General features: G+C 58.5%; 21 protein-coding genes and 2 pseudogenes. 11 read left to right on the top strand and 12 right to left on the bottom strand.

Translation table 11 applies throughout. The features are described from left to right. Nucleotides 1–38: 38 nt before the first annotated feature. The 7 genes and pseudogenes from FHR87_RS12355 to FHR87_RS12325 form a co-directional block, all read left to right on the top strand. A pseudogene (locus tag FHR87_RS12355) lies at nt 39–281 on the top strand (DUF4172 domain-containing protein); the annotation flags it as partial. Nucleotides 282–306: 25 nt separating this feature from the next. Next, entirely contained in the window at nt 307–609 is a 303-nt protein-coding gene (locus FHR87_RS12350; protein WP_183167030.1) for a type II toxin-antitoxin system HigB family toxin, read from the top strand. After that, a complete protein-coding gene (locus tag FHR87_RS12345) occupies nt 609–968 on the top strand; it encodes a helix-turn-helix domain-containing protein (protein ID WP_183167029.1) in 360 nt (119 codons plus the stop codon). Before FHR87_RS12350 ends, FHR87_RS12345 begins: the two co-directional genes overlap by 1 nt. A 248-nt stretch (nt 969–1216) precedes the next feature. Beyond that, the gene (locus FHR87_RS12340) at nt 1217–1753 is read left to right on the top strand and encodes an REP-associated tyrosine transposase (protein WP_183167028.1); all 537 of its coding nucleotides are present in this window, start codon (nt 1217–1219) and stop codon (nt 1751–1753) included. Nucleotides 1754–2100: 347 nt separating this feature from the next. Continuing rightward, nucleotides 2101–3040, top strand: a pseudogene (locus FHR87_RS12335) (IS630 family transposase). A 255-nt stretch (nt 3041–3295) separates the two neighbouring features. After that, a complete protein-coding gene (locus FHR87_RS12330; RefSeq protein ID WP_183167027.1) occupies nt 3296–3634 on the top strand; it encodes a ComEA family DNA-binding protein in 339 nt (112 codons plus the stop codon). 390 nt (nt 3635–4024) lie between these two features. Beyond that, the gene (locus FHR87_RS12325) at nt 4025–4459 is read left to right on the top strand and encodes a YkvA family protein (RefSeq protein ID WP_183167026.1); all 435 of its coding nucleotides are present in this window, start codon (nt 4025–4027) and stop codon (nt 4457–4459) included. Nucleotides 4460–4520: 61 nt separating this feature from the next. Here FHR87_RS12325 and FHR87_RS12320 read toward each other — a convergent pair whose 3' ends face one another. Then, a complete protein-coding gene (locus FHR87_RS12320) occupies nt 4521–6614 on the bottom strand; it encodes a carboxy terminal-processing peptidase (protein ID WP_183167025.1) in 2094 nt (697 codons plus the stop codon). 152 nt (nt 6615–6766) lie between these two features. Between FHR87_RS12320 and FHR87_RS12315 the strand changes: the two genes are divergently transcribed. Next, entirely contained in the window at nt 6767–7729 is a 963-nt protein-coding gene (locus FHR87_RS12315; protein ID WP_183167024.1) for an NAD(P)H-quinone oxidoreductase, read from the top strand. A gap of 162 nt (nt 7730–7891) precedes the next feature. Here FHR87_RS12315 and FHR87_RS12310 read toward each other — a convergent pair whose 3' ends face one another. The 5 genes from FHR87_RS12310 to minC all read right to left on the bottom strand — a co-directional run bounded on the left by FHR87_RS12310 (nt 7892) and on the right by minC (nt 11853). Then, nucleotides 7892–9181 (bottom strand): M18 family aminopeptidase, encoded by a 1290-nt coding sequence (locus tag FHR87_RS12310; RefSeq protein ID WP_183167023.1) that lies wholly within the window; start codon nt 9179–9181, stop codon nt 7892–7894. A 91-nt stretch (nt 9182–9272) separates the two neighbouring features. Next, a complete protein-coding gene (locus tag FHR87_RS12305) occupies nt 9273–9908 on the bottom strand; it encodes an RluA family pseudouridine synthase (protein ID WP_183167022.1) in 636 nt (211 codons plus the stop codon). Nucleotides 9909–9971: 63 nt separating this feature from the next. Continuing rightward, entirely contained in the window at nt 9972–10226 is a 255-nt protein-coding gene (gene minE, locus FHR87_RS12300; protein WP_183167021.1) for a cell division topological specificity factor MinE, read from the bottom strand. Then, complete coding sequence (minD, locus tag FHR87_RS12295; RefSeq protein ID WP_183167020.1) at nt 10223–11038, bottom strand: septum site-determining protein MinD; 816 nt, start codon at nt 11036–11038, stop codon at nt 10223–10225. Before minD ends, minE begins: the two co-directional genes overlap by 4 nt. An 89-nt stretch (nt 11039–11127) precedes the next feature. After that, a complete protein-coding gene (gene minC / locus FHR87_RS12290) occupies nt 11128–11853 on the bottom strand; it encodes a septum site-determining protein MinC (protein ID WP_183167019.1) in 726 nt (241 codons plus the stop codon). A 190-nt stretch (nt 11854–12043) separates the two neighbouring features. Here minC and FHR87_RS12285 point away from each other — a divergent pair, with 190 nt between their 5' ends. Next, entirely contained in the window at nt 12044–12982 is a 939-nt protein-coding gene (locus FHR87_RS12285; protein ID WP_183167018.1) for a lipid A biosynthesis lauroyl acyltransferase, read from the top strand. Between the two features lie 28 nt (nt 12983–13010). Here the strand turns inward: FHR87_RS12285 and FHR87_RS12280 are convergent, their stop codons facing one another. Continuing rightward, nucleotides 13011–13766, bottom strand: a complete 756-nt coding sequence (locus FHR87_RS12280) for an MlaA family lipoprotein (RefSeq protein WP_420826740.1) — start codon at nt 13764–13766, stop codon at nt 13011–13013. Between the two features lie 55 nt (nt 13767–13821). Next, nucleotides 13822–15111 carry an alpha/beta fold hydrolase gene (locus FHR87_RS12275; RefSeq protein ID WP_183167016.1) on the bottom strand — a complete coding sequence of 430 codons (1290 nt, stop codon included), beginning with the start codon at nt 15109–15111 and terminating at the stop codon, nt 13822–13824. Between the two features lie 276 nt (nt 15112–15387). Here FHR87_RS12275 and FHR87_RS12270 point away from each other — a divergent pair, with 276 nt between their 5' ends. Both FHR87_RS12270 and FHR87_RS12265 read left to right on the top strand, forming a co-directional pair. Further along, nucleotides 15388–15699 carry a DUF485 domain-containing protein gene (locus FHR87_RS12270; RefSeq protein ID WP_183167015.1) on the top strand — a complete coding sequence of 104 codons (312 nt, stop codon included), beginning with the start codon at nt 15388–15390 and terminating at the stop codon, nt 15697–15699. Continuing rightward, the gene (locus tag FHR87_RS12265) at nt 15696–17351 is read left to right on the top strand and encodes a cation acetate symporter (RefSeq protein WP_183167014.1); all 1656 of its coding nucleotides are present in this window, start codon (nt 15696–15698) and stop codon (nt 17349–17351) included. The genes FHR87_RS12270 and FHR87_RS12265 overlap by 4 nt, the downstream gene beginning before the upstream one ends. Before the next feature lie 74 nt (nt 17352–17425). Here the strand turns inward: FHR87_RS12265 and FHR87_RS12260 are convergent, their stop codons facing one another. The 4 genes from FHR87_RS12260 to FHR87_RS12245 all read right to left on the bottom strand — a co-directional run bounded on the left by FHR87_RS12260 (nt 17426) and on the right by FHR87_RS12245 (nt 22483). Then, nucleotides 17426–17656: a YheU family protein gene (locus FHR87_RS12260; protein WP_183167013.1), complete on the bottom strand. Its 231-nt coding sequence runs from the start codon at nt 17654–17656 to the stop codon at nt 17426–17428. A 2-nt stretch (nt 17657–17658) separates the two neighbouring features. Then, on the bottom strand, nt 17659–18858 hold the full coding sequence (locus tag FHR87_RS12255) for an osmoprotectant NAGGN system M42 family peptidase (RefSeq protein ID WP_183167012.1): 1200 nt from the start codon (nt 18856–18858) through the stop codon (nt 17659–17661). A gap of 100 nt (nt 18859–18958) precedes the next feature. Next, entirely contained in the window at nt 18959–20701 is a 1743-nt protein-coding gene (gene ngg / locus FHR87_RS12250) for an N-acetylglutaminylglutamine synthetase (RefSeq protein WP_183167011.1), read from the bottom strand. 9 nt (nt 20702–20710) lie between these two features. Next, a complete protein-coding gene (locus FHR87_RS12245) occupies nt 20711–22483 on the bottom strand; it encodes an N-acetylglutaminylglutamine amidotransferase (protein WP_183167010.1) in 1773 nt (590 codons plus the stop codon). Between the last annotated feature and the right edge of the window lie 57 nt (nt 22484–22540).

The raw sequence follows: 22540 nt of genomic DNA, 5'->3' as shown, positions 1-22540 counted from the left end.
AATAAAATCGTTAATCGGCTCACCGATGAGCGAATTCCATGAACGAGCCCTTCTGGATCTGGCAGCAGCTCGACTGGCCACACTTCAGTTGGCAAGCCGAACCGCTTGCCCTGTTGCTCCGCACCTGCACCCAGGCTCAGGGGCGCTTGCTCGGCATGCTCGATGCCGTCGGTGGTGATACTGAAGCACAGAGCAGCCTGGATGCCCTGCTGCAGAACATCGTCACCTCATCAGCCATCGAAGGTGAACCGTTGCCGCGGCCAAGTTGGCGGGATAAGCTTCTCCCAAATCGGGAGATATGTGGCGATGAGAATTATTGCGCGAAGTACATTGCGCGCTTTCTGGGAAGGCAGCCCCGCCTATGCAGACGCCATGACACCTCTGGTGGAGTGGTATCGGCACATGGAGAAAGCCACTTACCGCACGCCGCAGGAGGTCAAGGCAGAACTGCGTGCAGCAAGCATCCTGAAAGGTGGCCGTGTGGTTTTTAACATCGCTGGTAACAAGTATCCGGTAATCCTGGCAATTGACTACGAACGACAGCTTGGTTTCGTGAGATTCGTAGGCACTCATGTCCAGTACGACCAGATCAACGCGGAGGCAGTGTGATGAACATCAAGCCGATTCGCTCCGAGGAAGACTTGGCAGCGGCTTTTGCACGCCTGGAAAAACTGTGGGGTGCCGAAATCGGCACGTCGGAGGGCGATGAGCTGGAAGTGCTGGCGATCCTGATCGAGAAATACGAGGATGAACACTATCCGATCCCGCCGTCCGACCCCATCGAGGCCATCAAATTCCGTATGGATCAGCAGGGGCTGACCCCCCGCGACTTGGAGCCGTACATTGGCTCTAGCGGTCGGGTTTCCGAGGTATTGAACCGGAGGCGCAAATTGAGCCTGGCGATGATAAAGCGCCTTCATGATGGGCTGCGCATTCCCTATGAAAGCCTACTGGCTGGTGCTGGGTGATAACACTTTTTCCGGAATACCTGCTATCTCTTGCTCGGCTAGGTGTGCAGTCCCGGAGTGTGATGGTTCATCATCGGTACCTTACTCCCATGCCTTTCAACATCTTCGAGAAGCGCCCGTTATCCGTGGAAAACCGCGGCGCGGATTTTCCACCCTACCTTGAAGTTTGGTTTCCGTAGGGTGGACAACGCTTGGCTTGTCCACCATAAATCTCTGCACGACCCCACCACGCTCAAGGATGAGCCGCTATGTCCCGTTACCGCCGCGCCCGGGTACCAGGCGCTACTTATTTCTTCACAGTCACTCTACGGGATCGTCAAAGCGATCTGCTGACTCGACACATCGATTTATTACGTTCAACAGTCAAGGCCACCAAAGCCCGTCACCCTTTTTATATCGATGCCTGGGTCGTACTTCCTGAACATATGCATTGCCTGTGGACCCTGCCGGCGGGCGATGCCGATTTTGCCCTGCGTTGGAAAGTCATCAAATTCGCCTTTGCCAAACGACTACCGATCACCGAACCCCGCCCTGCGGCGCTTATCAAGCGTGGGGAACGTGGTATCTGGCAACGTCGCTATTGGGAGCATCTGATACGTGATGAGCGCGACTATGAGCGCCATTTCGATTACATCCACTTCAATCCAGTGAAACACGGCTACGTAACACGGGTCGGTGATTGGCCGTACTCCAGTTTTCACCGTGCAATTCGCGAGGGCATTTACCCGGTGGATTGGAGCTCTGACCAGGCAGAGGAACAAAGCGATTGGGGCGAGCCGATATGATGGGTCGGATGTGGTGCCCGGCGGAAAACGCTGCGCGGTTTTCCGCCCTACCTTGAAGTTTGGTTTCCGTAGGGTGGACAACGCCGAAGGCTTGTCCACCGAGCGAGCGGCGAACTGCCGGACCTCCCCGGTGGAAAACCGCTGCGCGGATTTTCCACCCTACCTTGAAGTTTGGTTTCCGTAGGGTGGACAACGCTTGGCTTGTCCACCGAGTGAGCGGCGAACTGCCCGGACCTCCCTGGCGGAAAACGCTGCGCGGTTTTCCGCCCTACAACTTGACTAGAGCATTTTTGATTTAAATATATACGTCATGTAAAGTGACCTCCAGCGTTGACGAGGAGGCGAAGATGCATGCGTATTCGCAAGACCTACGTGATCGAGTTTTGGGTGCCTTGGAGCGAGGCGAAGGCCCGACAGCGATCGCCCAGCGCTACGAAGTAAGCCGCCTATGGGTATACCAGGTGCGCCGGCGCTGGGAGAAGGAAGGCAAACGCCAGAGCTTGCCCGTGGGCGGACATCGACGATCACGGATAGCGCACAAGGAAGCGGTGATTCGCGGGTAGATTGAAACGACGCCGGATCTGACGTTGGCGGAGTTGAGTGATCGTCTGGCCGCGGAAGGCATCGGGATCAAGGTGCCGGCGCTGTGGCACCCACTCAACAAGTGGGGTTTGAGCTTTAAAAAAAACGCTGCACGCCAGCGAGCAGTCGCGCGCGGACGTGCAGCAGGCAAGGGCTGAGTGGAGGTGCGATCAGCCGCGGTGGCATCGAGGCCAGTTGGTTTTTCTCGATGAAACGGCCATGACCACCGGCATGACCCGGTTGCGGGGCCGTTCGCCACGCGGTCAGCGCTGTGTTGCTTGGGCACCGTATGGCCACTGGAAGACCACGACGTTCATTGCCGGCTTGCGTCACGATGCGATTACCGCCCCGCTGGTGCTCGATGGTCCGATGAACGGCGTCGCGTTTCTCGCCTACATCGAAACGTGCCTGTGCCCCACGCTGCGGCTCGGTGACATCGTGGTCGCTGACAACCTGTCCTGCCATAAGGTCGCCGGTGTCAGGGAGGCCATCGAAGCCGTCGGCGCCACGCTTCGCTACCTGCCGCCGTACTCGCCTGACCTCAACCCCATCGAAAAGATGTTCTCCAAGCTCAAGGCTCTGTTGCGCAAGGCGGCCAAACAAACCGTCGAGTCTCTCTGGACCGAAATCGGCAGACTGCTCGACGTGTTTACGCCATGCGAATGTTCCAACTACTTCGCCTCGTGTGGATATGTAAACGTATAAATTGAAAACGCTCTAATATCTACGGGCTGATAACGAAGTGTTTTTTCTGAGATTGAGTGTCCTGTCATTCGCCTTCGGCTAGCGGGAGAAGAGAGCAACTAAAGCCTCTCAAACATTTATCCCGTTTTCCTCGTGCACCAGATCACAAAATCGAGCGTTCGACTTTGCTATCAAAATAATGGCAGCTAAATTTCTTTGGCGTCTTGTGAAATTCTTGTGTCAATTCGTTCACTTATCTCGAAAGGAACTCGAAATATGATCAAACCGTTTTTGCAGGTTGCCGCCCTGGTGTTTTCAGCCAGCTTGTCGGTGATTTCTCTGGCGGCCCAGCCCGCTCCGGCCCACCCGGTTGCCGCCGTGGCTGCACCGGCCAAGCCAGCCCGGGCTGTCGATGTACCGGGGGTCAATCTCAATACCGCTGATGCCGATACCCTGAGCAACTCCCTGGTTGGTATTGGCGCTGTCAAGGCCCAGGCTATCGTTGCCTATCGCGAGGTCCATGGCCCGTTCACTTCCGTGGATCAGCTACTGGAGGTCAATGGTATCGGTGCCGCTACACTGGACAAGAATCGCTCCAGGCTGAAGCTCGATTGATCTTTCCCCGCTGATACTCCTCTCATGACAGATTCTGCCCACAAGCAGGCAGAATCTGTCTGCTACTCCTGTTAACACCCTCTTTTTTGCGAACCATATTTCTTGTTTTTCGTCCAAAAAAAACAGGGTGGAAAGCATTGACAGAATATGGTTATGCACATCCGGCCTTTACTTTTTCCTGTTGCAACACGATTGCAACAGGTTTTCTGTGTGCTTGTAATTGGCTGATTTATCAAGTGTTTATTTTTGGGCAAAAAAGCGTCGATCCGTATGCAGGCCCTATCAGCCGTGCCATTGCCGGATTCATACAGAATCTGTACACATAGATATCCACAGGTTCGGTGGATAAACTTTCCATTCCAGGCACAGCAGAATTTTTGAGAGGTATGTATGAAGGAATTCTGGGGGCTGATTCGTTATCTGCCCATGGCGAGAGCTGTGTTGGCGAAGGGGCGCCTGCCCGCATTGCTGCTGGCGGTTGCCCGTAAGCGTTCATCGAGCAAGGGCATGCTGAGCGGAATGAAGGAGAATCTGCGGCTGTTGCAGGCGCTCTGCGTGGCCTGGTGGCGTGGAGAGTATCGGGCGGTCAGTCCGCAGGCGATGATTGCGGTCGTGGCAGCGCTGATCTATTTCCTTTCACCGCTCGATATTTTGCCCGAAGTGATTCCAGTGCTCGGCTTTATCGATGATTTTGCCGTACTGAGCTGGGTAATGCGCAAATGGTCCGTCGAGCTGGACGCCTTCCGGGCCTGGCAGGAGGCACAGAGTCCAGAGCGCCAGGCGGATCTGGAGCGTCTGCCGCTGCCGGAAGAGCCCAAGGCTTGATCTCTACGGCTGGCAGCTGGGATGAAAGAAAAAGGCCGCTTTTCAGCGGCCTTCGTTTGGCTCAGCGTCTCGCCTCATGCCGGGGCGGGTTGGTGTTGAGCCCAAGGTAATCCAGAAGGATTTTGCCGCTTTCCGAGAGGAAGGCGTCGTCTTCCGGTTTGGTTTTTGGCTCGTCGATACGCGGCAGTGAATCGTCTTCCTGCTCGAGCTTGTCCAGCACTTTTTCCCCTTTGGCGGTCCGCAGGGCGTTTTCCAGAGCCAGCTGGCGTTTTTCCACGTCGGCCTGGTGGGCGCGGCGTTTCGCTTCGTTCAGGGTAACGGTGGTTTCCTTCATCAGCTCTTGGGACAGTGCCATTCGCTCACGCGTGTAGACGAAGTCCGGGTTGTTCTGGGTGCGTGCCTCGTGGCGTGTCTTGAGCTCAGTGAGGAAGGGTTTGAACGGGTCCTTTTCGGGCTCGATCGCCGGACGGATGCTGTCCCACGGCATGGCATGGGGCAGGGCGCTTTCACCGATTTCCTTGGTGTCCATGTTGGCGGGATAAGTGATATCCGGAATCACGCCCTGGTGCTGGGTGCTCTGGCCGGATACCCGGTAGAACTTGGCCAGGGTCAGCTTCAGCTCGCCGTGATTGAGCGGCTGGATGCTTTGCACCGTGCCTTTGCCGAACGTCTGCCCGCCAAGGATCAGCGCGCGATGATAGTCCTGCATGGCTCCGGCGAAAATCTCCGAAGCGGAAGCGGAGAGGCGGTTGACCAGAACGGCCATGGGGCCCTTGTAATAGACTTCTTCGCTTTCGTCGGCCAGAACGTCTACGCGGCCGTCGCTGTTGCGCACCAGGACGGTCGGGCCTTGTTCGATGAACAGGCCGGTCAGTTCGGTGGCTTCCTGCAACGAGCCGCCGCCGTTGTTGCGCAGGTCGATGACCAGGCCGTCGACTTTTTCCTTCTGCAGTTCGTCGATCAGCTTCTTCACGTCGCGAGTGGTGCTCTTGTAATCGCTGGCACCGGCGCGCAGGGCCTTGAAGTCCAGATAGAAGGCGGGGACTTCGATCACGCCCAGCTTGTAGTCGTGACCATTCTGCTGCAGGTGCAGGATGGATTTGTGGGCGGCCTGTTCTTCGAGCTTCACGGCTTCGCGAGTGATCGGGACGATCTTGCTGGTCTGGTCATTCGGTGCATTGCCGGAGGGAATCACTTCCAGGCGCACCACCGAGCCTTTTGGTCCACGGATCAGCTTGACGACTTCATCCAGGCGCCAGCCGACCACGTCGACCATTTCGTCGTTGCCTTGGGCAACGCCGATGATCTTGTCTGCTGGTTTGAGCTGTTTGCTTTTCTCTGCCGGGCCGGCCGGGACGAGGCGGGCGACCTGGACGTATTCGTTGTCGTTCTGGAGCACCGCACCGATGCCTTCCAGCGACAGGCTCATGTTGATGTCGAAGTTTTCCGCGTTTTCCGGCGACAGATACTGGGTATGCGGGTCGTAACTCTGGGCGAAGGCATTGATGTAGGCCTGGAAGACGTCCTCGGAACGCGTCTGGCTGAGGCGGGTGCGCTGGTTCTTGTAGCGCTTGAGCAGCAGCTCCTGGATGGCTTGCGGTTCCTTGCCGGTGATCTTAAGGCGCAGGATTTCGTCCTTGAGGCGCTTGCGCCAGAGGTCGTCCTGTTCAGCAAGGTCCTTGGCCCAGGGGGCTTTTTCCCGATCGATCAGCAGGTCTTCGTCCTTGGTGAAGTCGAGCTGGTCGATACCTTTGTCCAGCATGCCGATGGCGTAATCCAGTCGCTGTTCGAGTCTGTCAAGGTGGCGTTTGTAGATGGTGAAGCCCGGCTCGAGATTGCCGTTTTTCAGGAAATCGTCGAACTGGGTGCGCCATTTTTCGAATTCGGCGATGTCCGATGCGATGAAATAGCTGCGCGAAGGATCGAGCATTTCGATGTAGCCATTGAATATTTCAGCGGAACGGACATCGTTGAGCGGTGGTTTGTTGTAGTGGTGCCGCTTGAGCAGTTCGACGATATTGAGGCTGGCGATAACCTGCTCTCGGTTGGGCTGAAGGTATTCCCAATTCTGGTCGCCGTTGGGCTTGGCCAGCAGGGCGGAAGACTGGAGGCCGATCGTCAAGGCGAGAATGGAGCCGGTCAGCAGGCTTTTCATGGCGGAAGTCTTAAGCATAGTAGGCCATTGGGTCAGGGCGCCGGTACATTATCGGTCCGACGGAGGAGTGAATCGGCTCGATGGTAACAAAGAGCCGACCAAGCCAGTGAGCAATTAGCTCAAGTGTAAGCGAGACTCAATATGGAGGCAGCATGAAGGCATTGCAAGCGATTGACGGACAGTTGGCATGGAGCGAGCGACCGGCGCCAGCCTGTGCTGCAGGGCAGATCCGGATCAAGGTCGCTGCGGCCGGTTTGAACCGGGCCGATTTGTTGCAGCGCGCCGGGCATTATCCGCCACCGCCCGGGGTTACCGATACGCTCGGCCTTGAGTGTGCCGGGGTGATTGTCGAGGCAGGGGCCGGCAGTCGCTGGAGCATGGGGGACCGCGTGTGTGCCTTGTTGGCCGGTGGAGGAATAGCCGAGGAAGTGGTGGTCGATGAGCGGCATGCGCTACCCGTTCCGCAAGGCTTGTCCATGGTTGAGGCAGCGGCGATTCCCGAGGTGTATGCCACGGCCTGGCTGAATCTGTTCGTGCTCGGGGAGCTGCAGCCGGGGGAAAAGGTCTTGCTGCACGCCGGTGCCAGCGGGGTGGGGTCGGCAGGTATCCAATTGTGCAAGGCTTTCGATAACCCGTGTTGGGTGAGTGTCGGCTCGGCCGAGCGTCTGGCCTATTGCGAATCCTTGGGAGCCGAGGGGGGTGTGTTGCGCGGCGACGGGTTGGAGTCCTTGCGCGATTTCGCCCCGTTCGATGTGATTCTCGACCCGGTGGGCGCCAAGTACGCCCAACTCAATCTGCAACTACTGGGGCAGGATGGGCGCTGGATCATGATCGGTCTGATGGGCGGACGTGAGGCTACCTTGGATCTGGCCAAGCTGTTATCCAAGCGCATACGCTTGATTGGCTCCACTTTGCGTAGCCGGAGTGCCGATTCGAAAGCGGCATTGCTGGCCGATCTGGAGAAGAACGTCTGGCCGCTATTCGAAAGTAAGCGTATTGCTCCACGCCTGGAGCGCAGTTTCCCCATCGACGATGTGGAGGCTGCATTCGCTGCTCTGGCAAGCAATACCGTTTCCGGAAAACTTGCACTGGTGATCGACAAGGACCTGAATTGACTGAGGTAGAGATACACAGCGAAGAGGGCCGATAAGTCCGGTTGGGTGGAAAACCGCGCAGCGTTTTCCACCTTTTCGAAAGGGGGGATAAGCCACAAACGGCGTTACCCAACCTTATGCCATGGCGCACCGTCGTACAGATCTGCCTGGCCATTTTAAGCTTCAGGGCAAGCCCCGGCTGTTGTAGAAGGCTGTGAGTACCTTGACCAGGTGGGTCAGGTCGTGACTGCCGGCCAGTTCGCGGATTGAATGCATGGCGAAGGTCGGTAAGCCGATATCCACGGCTCGGACTCCCAACTGACTGGTCGTGATCGGGCCGATGGTCGAGCCGCAACCCATGTCGCTGCGACTGACAAAGCTCTGGACCGGGACCTCTTCGGCAAGACACAGGTGGCGGAAGAAACCGGCAGTCTCGCTGCTGGTGGCATAGCGCTGGTTGCTGTTGATCTTGATTACCGGGCCGGCATTGAGTTTCGAGCCGTGGTTGCTGTCGTGCTTGTCTGCGTAGTTGGGATGTACGGCGTGGGCATTGTCGGCAGAAATCAGCAGCGATCTGCCGATGATGCGAGGGAAGGCATCGCCCTCGGGCAGGCAGCGTCGCAGCACCTGTTCGAGGAAGGGGCCGTCTGCGCCGCAACAGGATACCGAGCCGACTTCTTCGTGATCGTTGCAGACCAGGATGCAGGTTTCTTCGTTGCCGGCCTTGAGCAAGGCCTGTAGTCCGGCATAGCAGGACATCAGATTGTCCAGGCGGGCACCGGCGATGAAGTCACCGTGCAGGCCTACCACGGCGGCGGCCTGGGTGTCGTAGAGACTGAGTTCGTAGTCGAGCACCACATCTGCGACCAGGTCGTGTTCGCGGGCCAGTTGGTCGGCGAGCAGGGCGCGAAAGTCCGGATTTTCCTGGCCGGTGAGCTGCGCGAGGATTGGCGGCAGTTCGTTTTGTGCGTTGATCGCCCAGCCCTGGTTGGCTTCCCGATGCAGATGGATGGCCAGGTGTGGGATAACGGCGATGGGTTGGCGAAAATCGATCAAGCGGCTTTCGATTCTGCCGTCGCGGCTGAAGGTTACGCGCCCGGCCAGGGACAGGTCGCGGCCGAACCAGGGGGCGAGCAGAGCGCCGCCATAGACTTCCACGCCCAGTTGCCAGAAGCCCTGACGTTGCAGTTCCGGTTGTGGCTTGACCCGCAGGCAAGGGCTGTCGGTATGGGCTCCGACCAGGCGGAGGCCGCTATCGAGGACCGGTTTGCTACCCAGTTGAATGGCTATGATCGCCGAGTCGTTGCGTGTGACGTAGTAGCGGCCTCCGCTTTCTACGTGCCAGGGATCGCGCTCATCGAGCCGCTTGAAGCCTGCAACTTGCAAGCTATGTGCCAGGTTTGCCGTGGCATGGAACGGAGTGGGAGAGGCCTTGAGAAAATCGATCAGGCCCTGGTTGAGTTCTTCGCGCATGAGTGGACTCCAGACAGCAATGCCGGGAGTTTATCGAATTCCGCAGGCGTCGGCAGGTTGCTGGCTATGGGGGCGATCATGCTGCGAGCTTTCAGAAGGGAGCCGGGCACTCGAAGCGCAAGCGCTCGCCGCTGCGTGGATGGGTGAAGGCAAGCATGCAGGCATGCAGGCAGAGGCGTTCATGAGCAGCCATCGCCTGCTCATGTGCATAGAGGCGGTCTCCCAGTAGGGGATGGCTGATGGCGAGCATATGTACGCGCAATTGGTGCGAGCGACCGGTAATCGGTGTCAGTTCGACTCGGCTGAACGTTTCGTGACGTTCGAGCAGACGCCAGAAGGTCAACGCGGATCGCCCCTGTTCGTGATCGACCACATGGCGTGGCTTGGTCGGTGGGTCGTAGCGCAAGGGGAGTTCGATGCGACCGCTGGCTTGCTCGGGATGACCCCAGCACAGGGCGGTATAGGTTTTTTCCGTTTCCCGGTCGTGGAATTGGCGAGATAGCTCGCGGTGACTGTCAGGGTCGCGGGCCAGTACGAGCAGGCCGGAGGTTTCCCAATCCAGTCGATGGACGATGCGTGCTTCCGGATAGCCGTTTTCCTGTAGACGGGTGATCAGGCAGTCCCGATTGTCTTCGGCCCGGCCAGGTACCGACAGCAGCAGGCTGGGCTTGTCTACCACGAGTACGGCAGCGTCCTGATGAACGATCCGGATAGTGCTCAAGGGCATTACGAATATCCACAAATGAAAAGCGGCGATTCACCGGGAATTGCCGCTTTCAGGTCTGTTCGATCAACGATCTGGCAGGGTGACGTTGAGTTCCAGGATGGAGTAGTTACCCTGGTTTTCCAGGGCGACTTGTACCTGATCGCTGTCGATATTGACGTATTTGCGAATAACTTCGACCAGTTCCTGCTGCAAGGCTGGCAGGTAGTCCGGCGCCGTGCGTTGGCCGCGTTCGTGCGCGACGATGATTTGCAGGCGCTCTTTCGCGATGGCGGCAGGGGTCTGCTTCTTGCGCTCACGAAAGAACTCTAGAAGATTCATTCACGACCTCCGAATAGTCGTTGCAGGAAGCCTGGCTTCTTCACATCGAGGAAGCGGTGGTCGACTTCCTTGCCAAGCAGGCGGTCGACGGCATCACTGTAGGCCTGGCCGGCATCGCTCTGTTCGTCAAGGATGACGGGAATGCCCTGGTTGGATGCCTTGAGTACGGATTTGGATTCGGGGATGACGCCTAGCAGGCGAATGGCCAGGATTTCCTCGACATCTTCCACGCCGAGCATTTCACCGTTGGTCACCCGTTCGGGGCTATAGCGGGTCAGCAGCAGGTGTTCCTTGATCGGTTCGAGTCCTTGTTCCGCCCGGCGAGACTTGCTGGCCAGCAGCCCGAGCATACGGTCGGAGTCGCGTACCGAGGAAACTTCCGGGTTGGTCACCACGATGGCTTCATCGGCGAAGTACATGGCCAGGTGTGCGCCTTTCTCAATGCCGGCCGGGGAGTCGCAGATGATGTACTCGAAGCTGGCCGACAGTTCGGTAATGACTTTCTCCACGCCTTCCTGGGTCAGGGCATCCTTGTCGCGGGTCTGGCTGGCGGCCAGGACGTAGAGGTTTTCCAGGCGCTTGTCCTTGATCAGTGCTTGGGCAAGCGTGGCATCGCTATGGATGACGTTGACGAAATCGTATACGACGCGGCGTTCGCAACCCATGATCAGGTCCAGATTACGTAAGCCGACATCGAAATCGATGATCACGGTCTTGTGACCGCGGAGCGCGAGTCCGGTGCCGATAGCTGCGCTGGTAGTGGTTTTGCCGACGCCACCTTTGCCGGAGGTGACTACGATAATCTTGGCCAAGGAGATTTACCCTAAATTTTGAGATGGCGAAGATCCCTGCCACTGCGACAGGAACGCTCGATTGGTCTTGAAAATTGCAAAAGTATCCGTTAAAGACGAGTGATATTCAACATTTGGCCAGACAGGCTGATTTGGGTCGCTTCACCCCATAACGGTTCCCGGCGCAAATCTTCCGCAACCTTATATTGCCCTGCAATCGATAGCAGCTCAGCCGCAAGTTGCTGGCAGAAGATGCGGGCGCCGGTATCGCCCTTGATGCCGGCCAGTGCGCGGCCACGCAACGGAGCGTAGACGTGGATATTGCCATCGGCGAGCAATTCTGCCCCGGGGCTCACTGCGGCCATGACGATCAGGTCGCCACCCGGAGCATAGACCTGCTGGCCACCACGAACGGGGGTCGTGATGATCCGGGTGGGGCGGTGGACTGGCCCGACAGGGGGTGACTGTTCTCTGGCGCTCGGGTCGATCTGGCGGGTACGGGCGCCTGATGGCGGCAGTACCGGCAGGTCGAGTTTGCTGGCAGCGGCGATATGAGCCCGCTGAGTCGCGCGTATTGCCAGGGGATGCAAGCCATGCCTGCGACACAATGTCATCAGTTGGTCCAAGTCGAGGTCCGACTCGGTTTCCGGCAATTTGTCGAGGGCTACGACGACTGGCGTATTGCTGAAGAACTGTGGGGCCTGTCCGACCTTGGCCGCCAGTTGGGTATCCAGGCTCTTCAGGTCGTTGTGCTCCAGCTCCAGCACGGTGATAGCCAGCATGCTTCCCTTGAGCTGGAACATGGAATCGAGTTCGAGGCGATCAGCTTGGCTCATGTTCTGCCTGTTCCGGTAAATGCCGAGAACTTATAGCGCTGCAAGCTGCAGGACGCAATCTGAAAAGGCAAGTCGGTCGTGCTGACGATGCGAGGCTCGTCATGAATAAAATGGTGATTTTGTTTCGATCGGTAACCCCGGTGGGGGCGTTATCGTTAGAATTCAGCTCTTTGCCGTTTTGAGCGTATTGATGGATCGACCCCGTTTTCGTCTGGCTTTTCTGCATCCCCGCTTCTGGCTGTTGTGGTTCGGTATAGGTTTGCTCTGGTTGGTGATCCAGTTGCCCTATCGGGTGCTGCTGGTATTGGGTCGCTGGCTTGGTCGGTTGATGTATCGGGTGATTAAATCACGTCGGCACATCGTTATGCGCAACCTGGCGCTCTGTTTCCCTGAATGGTCGGCGAATGAGCGCGAACGTCTGGCGCAGGAAAACTTCGCATCCATGGGAATTGCCTTTTTCGAGATGGCAATCAGTTGGTGGTGGCCAAAACAGCGTCTGTCCCGGCTTGCCCATGTGCAAGGATTGGAACATCTGCGACAAGCCCAGGCCGAAGGGCAGGGCGTGATTCTCCTGGCCCTGCATTTCACTACGCTGGAAATCGGCGCGGCATTGCTTGGCCATTGGCATACCATCGATGGCATGTATCGCGAGCACAAGAATCCGGTGTTCGACTACATCCAGCGCCGTGGCCGGGAACGCCACAACTCGGATGCCACGGCCATCGAACGCGAGGATGTCCGTACGATGCTCAAGGTTTTGCGTGCCGGTCGGGCGATCTGGTATGCCCCGGATCAGGACTACGGCCGTCGGCAGAGTCTGTTCGTGCCGTTTTTCGGGGTGCCGGCTGCAACCATTACCGCCACCACCAAATTTGCCTTGTTGGGCAAGGCCCGGGTCATTCCCTTCACTCAGGAGCGGTTGGCAGATGGTTCGGGATATCGGTTGGTCCTGCATCCTCCGTTGGAGGATTTTCCCGGCGAGACCGAAGTGGCCGATTGCCGACGTATAAACCAATGGACCGAGCAGATAGTGCTTCGATACCCCGAGCAATATCTCTGGGCTCACCGCCGTTTCAAGACACGTCCCGAAGGGGAGCCGAGCCTGTATGGGCATCAGGAACAGGTATGAGTTGTCATGCCTGTTGCCCGATATCTGTTCAGTCTTCAGCTTGCAGCTCCCGGGCCCGGGTATAGATATAGCGAATCTTCTCGTATTCGAACGGTGAATTGAGCTGCCCGTAGCGGAATTCGACGCTGTGCCGCAAATCCACCAGGCGCAGGGCGGTCAAGGCCGGGTACTTGTTGCTGGCCCGGTGATAACCGAGGAAGTTCACTTCGGTTTCCAGGCCGTAGTTCAGTACCAGACCGGTCGTATCCCGCAGGTTGGAAGGGCCAAGCATCGGCAAGATCAGGTAGGGGCCGGGAGGCGTGCCGTAATAGGCCAGCGTTTGGCCGAAATCCTCGACCTGGCGCGGCAGGCCCATGCGAGTCGCCGGGTCCCACAGACCGCCGATCCCGAATACGGTATTGAACAGCAGCCGGGCGGTAATCTGCATACTGCGCTCGATCTTGAGCTGCAACAGGCTGTTGGCCAGGTTGGCGACGTCGCCGAAGTTATTGAAGAAGTTGGTTACGCCGGTGCGCACGAAGCGCGGTGTGACATAGCGATAACCACGGACCACCGGTAACAGCACCCATTGGTCGAGACGATAATTGAAGTGGTACATGCGCCGGTTGAACGGCTCGTAGGGATCGTAGATATCCAGTGCATCAAAGGTGGACCTTTCGAATATGCGCTGGTCGAGTCCGGGATTGAATTCGAGACGGCTCAACGGATAGGCGAAGCCGTCCTCGTCCGCTTCACGTGGCGCCGCCTGGATGCCTATGGCGCCCAGCAGCAACAGGACCGGCAGGAACAGGCTACCTCGGCGTCGCCCGGTGGAGCCTGGGGATGAAAGATAACGAGGCCTAATCACGCAGAAACTCCAGCATATTCTCGACGTTGACCCGGTAGGCAAGGTTGCCGCAATGGCCTCCGTATGGATACAGCGTCAGTCTGTCGCCCAGGGTGCGCCGCAGAAAACCGATGTCTCCCGGCCCCAGGATCATGTCGTCGGCATTGTGCATTACCGCGATCTTGGAGGTCTGGCGCAGGTAATCTTCGACCGCGTAGAGGCTGATCTCGTCGATCATCTGGGTAAGGCTGCCGCCGCCGTAGCGTTCACGCCACAGGGGAATGACCTGTTCCGTGACGTAGCAGTCGAAATTGCACAGCAGGGCCTTCTTGAAGAAAGGTTCGAGGCGCGTACCGTTGTCGATGGGGTATCCGGGGGGCGTGATCAGGCCACGACGGTTGATCAGGTCCGAGGTGAAGGCGATGTCCGCCACGGTCAGTCGGAAGACCGAGCCGATCAGCATGGCCATTTGTTCGTTGCTGAGTTTGAAGGACGATTGCTGAAAGTCGTATAGCAGAGCCTCGTCGAGGTTGATGTAGCCTCGGTAGCGGAAATATTGGCTCAGTTTTTCCAGAATCAGCTCATAGAAGTTGGCATTGCCGGCGATGTTTTCGAGGCGTACCTGCACCAGGCGATCCAGGTTGCGGATCGAGGTATTCATATTCACCGGTGGGTTGAGCATCAGCACCCGCCTGAAGTTGAAGCCATGTCGCTGGTCGTCGAGTTGGCTGACGAATGCGGCGTGCAGCGCGCCGAGGCTGTAGCCGACCAGGTAATAGCCGGTTACCGGCAAATCCTTCTGTTGAGCGCGTACGGCCAGCATGACGCGATACAGATCCTGCGCATCTTCCGCACTCAGGCCGGGGGTCGCCAGGCGTGAGGCGGCGGCCATGAAGTCATAGCTGCTGGGTGACGACAGTTGAACGACGTGGTAACCCGCCGCGTAGAAAACCCTCTTCAGTGATTCCGTCTGGCTGCTGGCGTAGTCGGCACCGGTGCCGGAAATGATGAAGATCAGCGGCGCCGGACCGCTCTGGCGTGCCACGCGGTAATGCAGGCTTTTTACCGCCCAGAAATTATCCGGCAGCGTGAATTCGCGCTCGGGCCGCAGGCGCAGGCTGAAGTCCTGCTGGTCGATATCCTGGTCGGCGGACATCGGTCCGCGCAATTGCAGCGGCGTGGTAGCAATGGTGGATTCAAAAGGATTGGTCAGCGGATAGCCGTAACTTGCCGGATCTATGTCTTTGGCCAGCAGCTGCGAACTGAGGGCGATGGTAACGAACATGCAAAGCAAGCGGAACATGACAAGTTCCTTGTGTGGTGAACAGCGAACCGGTTATGTGACAGCCATGGTATAGGCAAGTGCCTGCGACGTGTCATCGATCATCTATCCGCTCGGTGATAGAAAATGTAGACGCAGACCGTATTACCCGACGCGCATGGTCTCAGACGCAGCATATCCAGTCATGGCAGTACTTTAATACCTTGGTCGCGACTAATACTTTCGTCCATTGGTTTAACTGTCTTGCAGGCATAGAGTGAAATTCCCCTCTCTGCCATAGTTGGGATAAATAAGAAAATGCACGAGAACATCTACCAAAGGATTCAAGAGAATCCGCGTTTCAAGGAGCTGGTTGCCAAGCGCGGGCGTTTTGCCTGGCTGCTGTCAGCCGTGATTCTTGCGGCCTACTTTGCTTTCATTCTCCTGATCGCCTTCAACCCCGGATTGCTTGGAATCCCGCTCAGAGAAGGTTCCGCAACCACTTGGGGTATTCCGCTGGGCGTCGGCATCATCATCCTTTCCTTCGTTCTGACAGGGGTGTATGTGCAGCGTGCCAATGGTGAATTCGATCGCATCACTCAGGAAATTCTCAAAGAGGCCCAACAATGATCGCACGCATCCTGTCGGCTGCCGCTCTGCTGGCTGCCTCACCTGTACTGTTTGCGGACGCTATCACAGGCGAAGTGCAAAAGCAGGCGACCAACTATACCGCCATTGTCATGTTCGTGATCTTCATTGCTTTCACCATGGGGATCACCAAGTGGGCAGCTAAACGCAATACCTCTACTTCCGACTACTATACTGCTGGCGGAAGCATCACCGGTTTCCAGAACGGTATGGCGATTGCCGGTGACTTCATGTCCGCGGCTTCCTTCCTGGGGATTTCTGCTCTCGTGTATACCAGCGGCTACGATGGCCTGATCTATTCGATCGGCTTTCTGGTCGGCTGGCCGTTGATCTTGTTCATGATCGCAGAACGTTTGCGTAACCTGGGCAAGTTCACTTTCTCCGACGTAGCCTCCTACCGCCTCGGTCAGACGCAGATCCGCCTGCTTTCAGCCTTTGGCTCTCTGATCGTGGTGGCTTTCTACCTGATCGCCCAGATGGTCGGTGCCGGCAAGCTTATCCAACTGCTGTTCGGTCTCGATTACATGGTCGCAGTGGTATTGGTCGGTGTACTGATGGTGATGTACGTACTCTTCGGTGGCATGCTGGCCACTACCTGGGTGCAGATCATCAAGGCCATCCTGCTGCTGTCCGGTGCTTCCTTCATGGCCTTCATGGTAATGAAGCATGTGGGCTTCGACTTTGGCGAGCTGTTCGCCCAGGCCGTGAGTATCCATTCCAAAGGCATGGCGATCATGAGCCCCGGTGGTCTGGTTTCCGATCCGATCTCTGCAATTTCCCTTGGCCTGGCGCTGATGTTCGGTACTGCTGGCCTGCCACATATCCTGATGCGCTTCTTCACCGTTTCCGATGCAAAGGAAGCTCGCAAGAGTGTGTTCTACGCCACTGGCTTCATCGGTTACTTCTACATCCTGACGTTCATCATCGGTTTCGGCGCGATCCTGCTGGTCAGTACCAACCCGGCCTTCAAGGACGCCGCAGGTGCCGTCGTCGGTGGGACCAACATGGTAGCCATCCACCTGGCCAGCGCCGTTGGCGGCAACCTGTTCCTGGGCTTCATCTCCGCTGTAGCCTTCGCCACTATCCTGGCGGTGGTTGCCGGCTTGACCCTGGCTGGCGCCTCGGCGGTATCCCATGACCTCTATGCTTGTGTCATCAAGCAAGGCAAGGCCAAGGAAGAAGAAGAAATGCGCGTGACCAAGATCACTACGCTGGCTCTTGGCGTCGTGGCGATCCTGCTGGGCGTTATCTTCGAGAAACAAAACATCGCCTTCATGGTGGGTCTGGCCTTCTCCATCGCGGCCAGCTGTAACTTCCCGGTACTGCTGCTCTCCATGTACTGGAAAGACCTGACCACACGTGGTGCGCTGTTTGGTGGCGCGCTGGGCCTGATCGTCGCCCTGGTGCTGACTATCCTCAGCCCGACGGTATGGGTCGATGTTCTGGGTAATGCCCAGGCGATCTTCCCCTACAAATACCCGGCGTTGTTCTCCATGATCGCGGCCTTTGCCGGTATCTGGATCTTCTCCATCACCGACAAATCCAAATCGGCTGCAGCAGAGCGTGAGCTTTTCCTACCGCAGTTCATCCGTTCCCAGACCGGCCTTGGTGCCACTGGTGCGGTTGCACACTGATCGTTAGTCGGCAAGGTAAAAAGGCAGCCTCCGGGCTGCCTTTTTCGTTTGTTTCGAATGGGTATCCCGAACGCTCAAGCCTCCAGCCATTCCTTGGGGACATCTCGCTTGAGTGCCAGCTGGCATTGCTGGCTGTCGCTGTCGAAGATGATCACGGCTTCTCCGTTTTGCAGGGCCTGGCGGACCCGTTGCACGCGGATGTCGAGTGGGGTCTCGTCGCCGTTGTCGGTTCCATCGCGCGTGACGAAGTCTTCGATAAGACGAGCCAGCGTATCGGCTTCGAGCAGTTCGTGTGGAATCAGCATGGTTATGGCTTGGGTCTTTTTCGATTGATGCCGAGCAGCGTATCGACCGGCGGTACGCGCGTATCGTTTTCCATCTGCGCTTCGTGCTCGATCTGATGGCTGAAGCGTTCGAGCGAAGAACGTTCTGCATGGGCGTCGCTGGCGAATACCGGAGGGCTCAGCAGATAGGCGCAGAGCAATCGGCTGAGCGCGGCGAGGCTGTCGATATGGGTACGCTCGTAACCATGGGTTGCATCGCAACCGAAGGCCAGCAAAGCCGTCCGGATGTCGTGGCCAGCGGTGACTGCCGATTGGGCGTCGCTGTGGTAGTAGCGGAACAGATCGCGGCGCGCCGAAATATCGTGCTGGCTGGCCAGCTTGAGTAGATGGCGAGTCAGATGATAGTCGTAGGGACCACCGGAATCCTGCACGGCGATGCTGACGGCGTGCTCGCTGGATTGCTGTCCCTTGGCCGCCGGGGCGATATCGATGCCAACGAACTCACTGACATCCCAGGGCAGCGCCGCAGCTGCACCCGAGCCGGTTTCCTCGGTAATGGTAAAGAGCGGATGACAATCGATAGGAGGTTCCAGGCCGCTGTCCAGCACGGCCTTGAGGGCGGCCAGGACGGCCGCGACGCCGGCCTTGTCGTCCAAGTGGCGGGCGCTGATATAGCCGTTCTCGGTGAATTCGGGCTGTGGGTCGAAAGCCACGAAATCGCCGACATTGATGCCCAGTGCGGAGGTTTCCTGGCGGCTGGAGGTGAAGGCATCGAGGCGCAGTTCGACATGATCCCAGCTGACGGGCATCTCATCCACAGCGGTATTGAAGGCGTGTCCCGAGGCCAGCAGCGGCAACACGCTACCGCGAATCACACCGGAGTCGGTGAATACGCTGACCCGGCTGCCTTCGGCGAAACGGCTCGACCAGCAGCCTACCGGAGCCAGGCCGAGGCGACCGTTATCGTGGATTTCGCGAACCAGGGCGCCGATGGTATCCAGGTGGGCCGAAATGGCCCGGTCGGGGCTGTAGCGACGGCCCTTGAGCGTGGCGCGGATGGTGCCGCGCCGGGTCAGTTCGAAGGGGATACCCAGCTCGGTCAGGCGCTCGGCGACATAGCGCACAATGGTATCGGTAAAGCCGGTAGGACTGGGGATGGCGAGCATCTCCAGCAGGACACGCTGCAGGTAATTGAGATCGGGTTCGGGGAGTTTCGCGAGCATGCAGACTCCAGAGCATCAGGGCGAAAGTCCGCGAAGAGGGCGGACATTGAAGTAACAAGGCGGCTGGCGGGACACGCATGTCCCGCAGTAACGCAGCGTATCAGGCTGGATTCTTGCTGAGCGGGAACAAGAGGTCGATGAAGCGTTCCGCGGTTGGTTGTGGCTCGTGATTGGCCAGACCCACGCGCTCGTTGGCTTCAATGAAAACATGCTCGGGCTGGTCGGCAGCCGTTACCAGCAGATCCAGACCGACAACCGGGATATCCAGGGCGCGTGCTGCGCGTACGGCAGCTTCCACCAGGGTCGGGTGCAGGCGATCGGTTACATCTTCCAGTATGCCACCGGTGTGCAGGTTGGCCGTCCGTCGCACGGCCAGGCGCTGACCTTCGGGCAAGACGCTAGTGTAGTCGAAGCCGGCATTGTGCAGGCAGCGCAAGGTTTCTCCATCGGTCGGAATGCGGCTTTCGCCGCCGGTCGCGGCAGCGCGGCGGCGGCTCTGGGTTTCGATCAGCTCGCCGATGGTATGGCTGCCGTCACCGATGACGGCAGCCGGATGGCGGATGGCGGCGGCGACTACCGTGAAGCCAATCATCACGATGCGCAGATCGAGCCCTTGGTGAAAGCTTTCCAGCAGGACCCGGCCATCGAACTGGCGCGCCTGCTGAATGGCCTGCTCCACTTCGCTCGCCTCACGCAAATCGACGGCTACGCCCTGGCCTTGCTCGCCATCGACGGGCTTGACCACGATGCTGCCATGTTCGGCCAGAAAGGCTGCATTATCGGCCTCTGTTGCCGCCAGTTGCTGGGCCGGCAATTGCAGGCCGGCCCGGGCGAGGCAGCGATGAGTCAGGCGTTTGTCCTGGCACAAGGTCATGCTGACGGCCGTCGTGAGATCGGACAGTGATTCACGGCAGCGCACCCGGCGTCCGCCATGGGTCAGGGTGAACAAGCCGGCTTCGCCATCCTCGACACTAACTTCGATGCCCCGGCGGCGGGCTTCGTCGACGATGATCCGGGCATAGGGATTGAGTACCGCATCCGGGCCGGGGCCGAGGAACAGCGCCTGGTTGATGCTGTTCTTGCGCTTGACGGTAAAGGTTTGCAGATCACGAAAACCCAGCTTGGCGTAGAGCGCCTTGGCCTGCAGGTTGTCATGCAGGACGGAAAGATCAAGGTAGGCGAGCCCGCGGCTCATGTAGTGCTCGATTAGATGTCGCACCAGTGCTTCGCCGACACCAGGCCGCTGGCAGCTGGGGGATACCGCCAGGCACCACAGACTCGAACCATGTTCCGGGTCGTTGAACGCCTTGCGATGGTCCAGGCCCATGACGCTACCGATGATCTGTTCGGAACTTTCGTCCTCGGCCAGCCAAAATACCGGCCCGCCTTCTTGATGCGGCGTGCAGAGCGTCGGGTCTACCGGCAGCATATGGCGCGACTGGTACAGGCAGTTGATGGCGTTCCAGTCCGACTCGCTCTGTGCGCGGCGCACGATGAAGCCGCGAAAGCTGCGGTGAGCCTGGCGATAGTCGGAAAACCACAGGCGCAGCGTATCGGATGGATCGAGGAAGAGTTGCTGCGGAGCCTGCGCCAGTACCTGCTGCGGTGCTGCCACATACAGGGCGATATCGCGCTCGCCGGGTTGTTCGGCCAGTAGATCAGTGGCCAAACTGGCCGGGTCGGGATATGTATGCCCGACCAGGATACGACCCCAGCCGCAGTGCACCCTTACCGGTGAACCGGAATGATCCTGGCCGTCCTCGGCAAGACGAGCCTGCAGGCGTTCATAACTGGGCGTCTGCCCGCGTAACAGGCGTTGGCCATAGGCTGGCGACTTCTGCATGGTGTTCTCCTAGAGGCCTTGTTCGCTTAGCCAGAGATTGAGTGCGGCCAATTGCCAGAGCTTGGAACCTCGCAGCGGGGTCAACTGGTCTTGCGGGTCGCAAAGCAGCCGGTCGAGCATTTGCGGGTTGTACAGGCCGCGATCCTGGCTCGAATCGGTCAGTAGCTGCTTGATCCATTCCAGCGTCTCACCCTGTAGATGCTTGAGGCCCGGCACCGGGAAATAGCCCTTCGGTCGGTCGATGACTTCAGCCGGAATGACCTGGCGTGCGGCTTCCTTGAGCACGTACTTGCCATCGCCGGGCAACTTGAAATGGGCTGGAATACGCGCCGACAGTTCGGCGACGCGGTAGTCGAGGAACGGGGTGCGCGCTTCCAGGCTCCAGGCCATGGTCATGTTGTCCACGCGCTTGACCGGATCGTCCACCAGCATCACCGTGCTATCCAGGCGCAATGCCTTATCTACGGCGGCAGTGGCGCCAGGCTCGGCGAAATGCCGGCGCACGAAGTCGCCGGAGAAATCACCACGAATCCATTGTTCCTGGACGGTCGCGGCATATTCCTCGTAGGTGCGATCACGAAAGGCGGCCAGGTAGGCGCCGACGGGATCGTCGGCACCGTCCACTTTCGGGTACCAGTGATAACCGGCAAAGAGTTCATCGGCACCCTGGCCGCTCTGCACCACCTTGCAGTGTTTGGCGACTTCCCGCGACAGCAGATAGAAGGCGATGCAGTCGTGACTGACCATCGGCTCGCTCATGGCCCGGAACGCGGCTGGCAGCTGTTGAAGGATTTCGCTTTCCTGGATGCGCAGTTGGTGGTGGCGGGTTCCATAGTGACGGGCGATCAGGTCCGAATAATGAAATTCATCGCCACGCTCGCCCCCTGCATCCTGGAAGCCGATGGAAAAAGTCAGCAGATTGTCTGCGGCACCGGCTTCGCGCAACAGGCCGACCAACAGGCTGGAATCAACCCCACCGGACAGCAGCACACCGACATCCACGGCCGCCCGCTGGCGGATCGCCACGGCTTCGCGCAGGGTCTGCAAGGTGCGCTCCTGCCAGTCTTCGAAGCGGTAATTCTGTTCTTCTTCACGGGCACCGTAGGTCAATTGCCACCAGCGCTGCTGGGTATGCGTACCCTGGCTGTCGCAACGCATCCAGGTGGCCGGAGGCAATTTTTCTATGCCGGCGATCAGTGTATCCGGGGCCGGTACTACCGCATGAAAGCTCATGTAATGGTTGAGTGCGACCGGGTTCAGTTCGTTCCGGATGTCACCGCCTTGCAGTAGCGCCGGCAGGGTAGAGGCAAAGCGCAGGCGTCGGTCGGTGCGCGACAGATACAGCGGTTTGACGCCGAGACGGTCGCGGGCAATGAACAACTGCTGGGTATCACGCTCCCAGATAGCGAAGGCGAACATGCCGTTCAGACGTGGCAACATGGCCTCGCGCCAGGCATGGTAGGCCTTGAGCAGCACTTCGGTATCGCCGTCGGAGAAGAAGCGGTAACCCAGGCCTTCCAGCTCCGTGCGCAATTCGGGGTAGTTATAGATGGCGCCGTTGAACACCATCGACAGACCGAGGCTCGAATCGACCATGGGTTGGCCGGAGGCCTCGTCCAGATCCATGATTTTCAGCCGCCGATGGCCGAGAGCGATGGGGCCCTGACTATGGAAACCGCAGGCGTCTGGGCCACGGGCCGTCATATGGTGGGTAATGCGTTCAACCGCTGCCAGGCTGGCCGGTTGACTATCGAAACGTAGCTCTCCTGCTATACCGCACATGATTACTTACCGGATAACGAATGCATGGGTGTGACTGACAGTCGCAAGGATGAGTTC

Source organism: Azomonas macrocytogenes, from assembly GCF_014191985.1.
GTDB lineage: Bacteria > Pseudomonadota > Gammaproteobacteria > Pseudomonadales > Pseudomonadaceae > Azomonas > Azomonas macrocytogenes.
The sequence above is the reverse complement of the archived record's forward strand: the minus strand, read 5'-3'. Positions and strand labels throughout refer to the sequence as shown.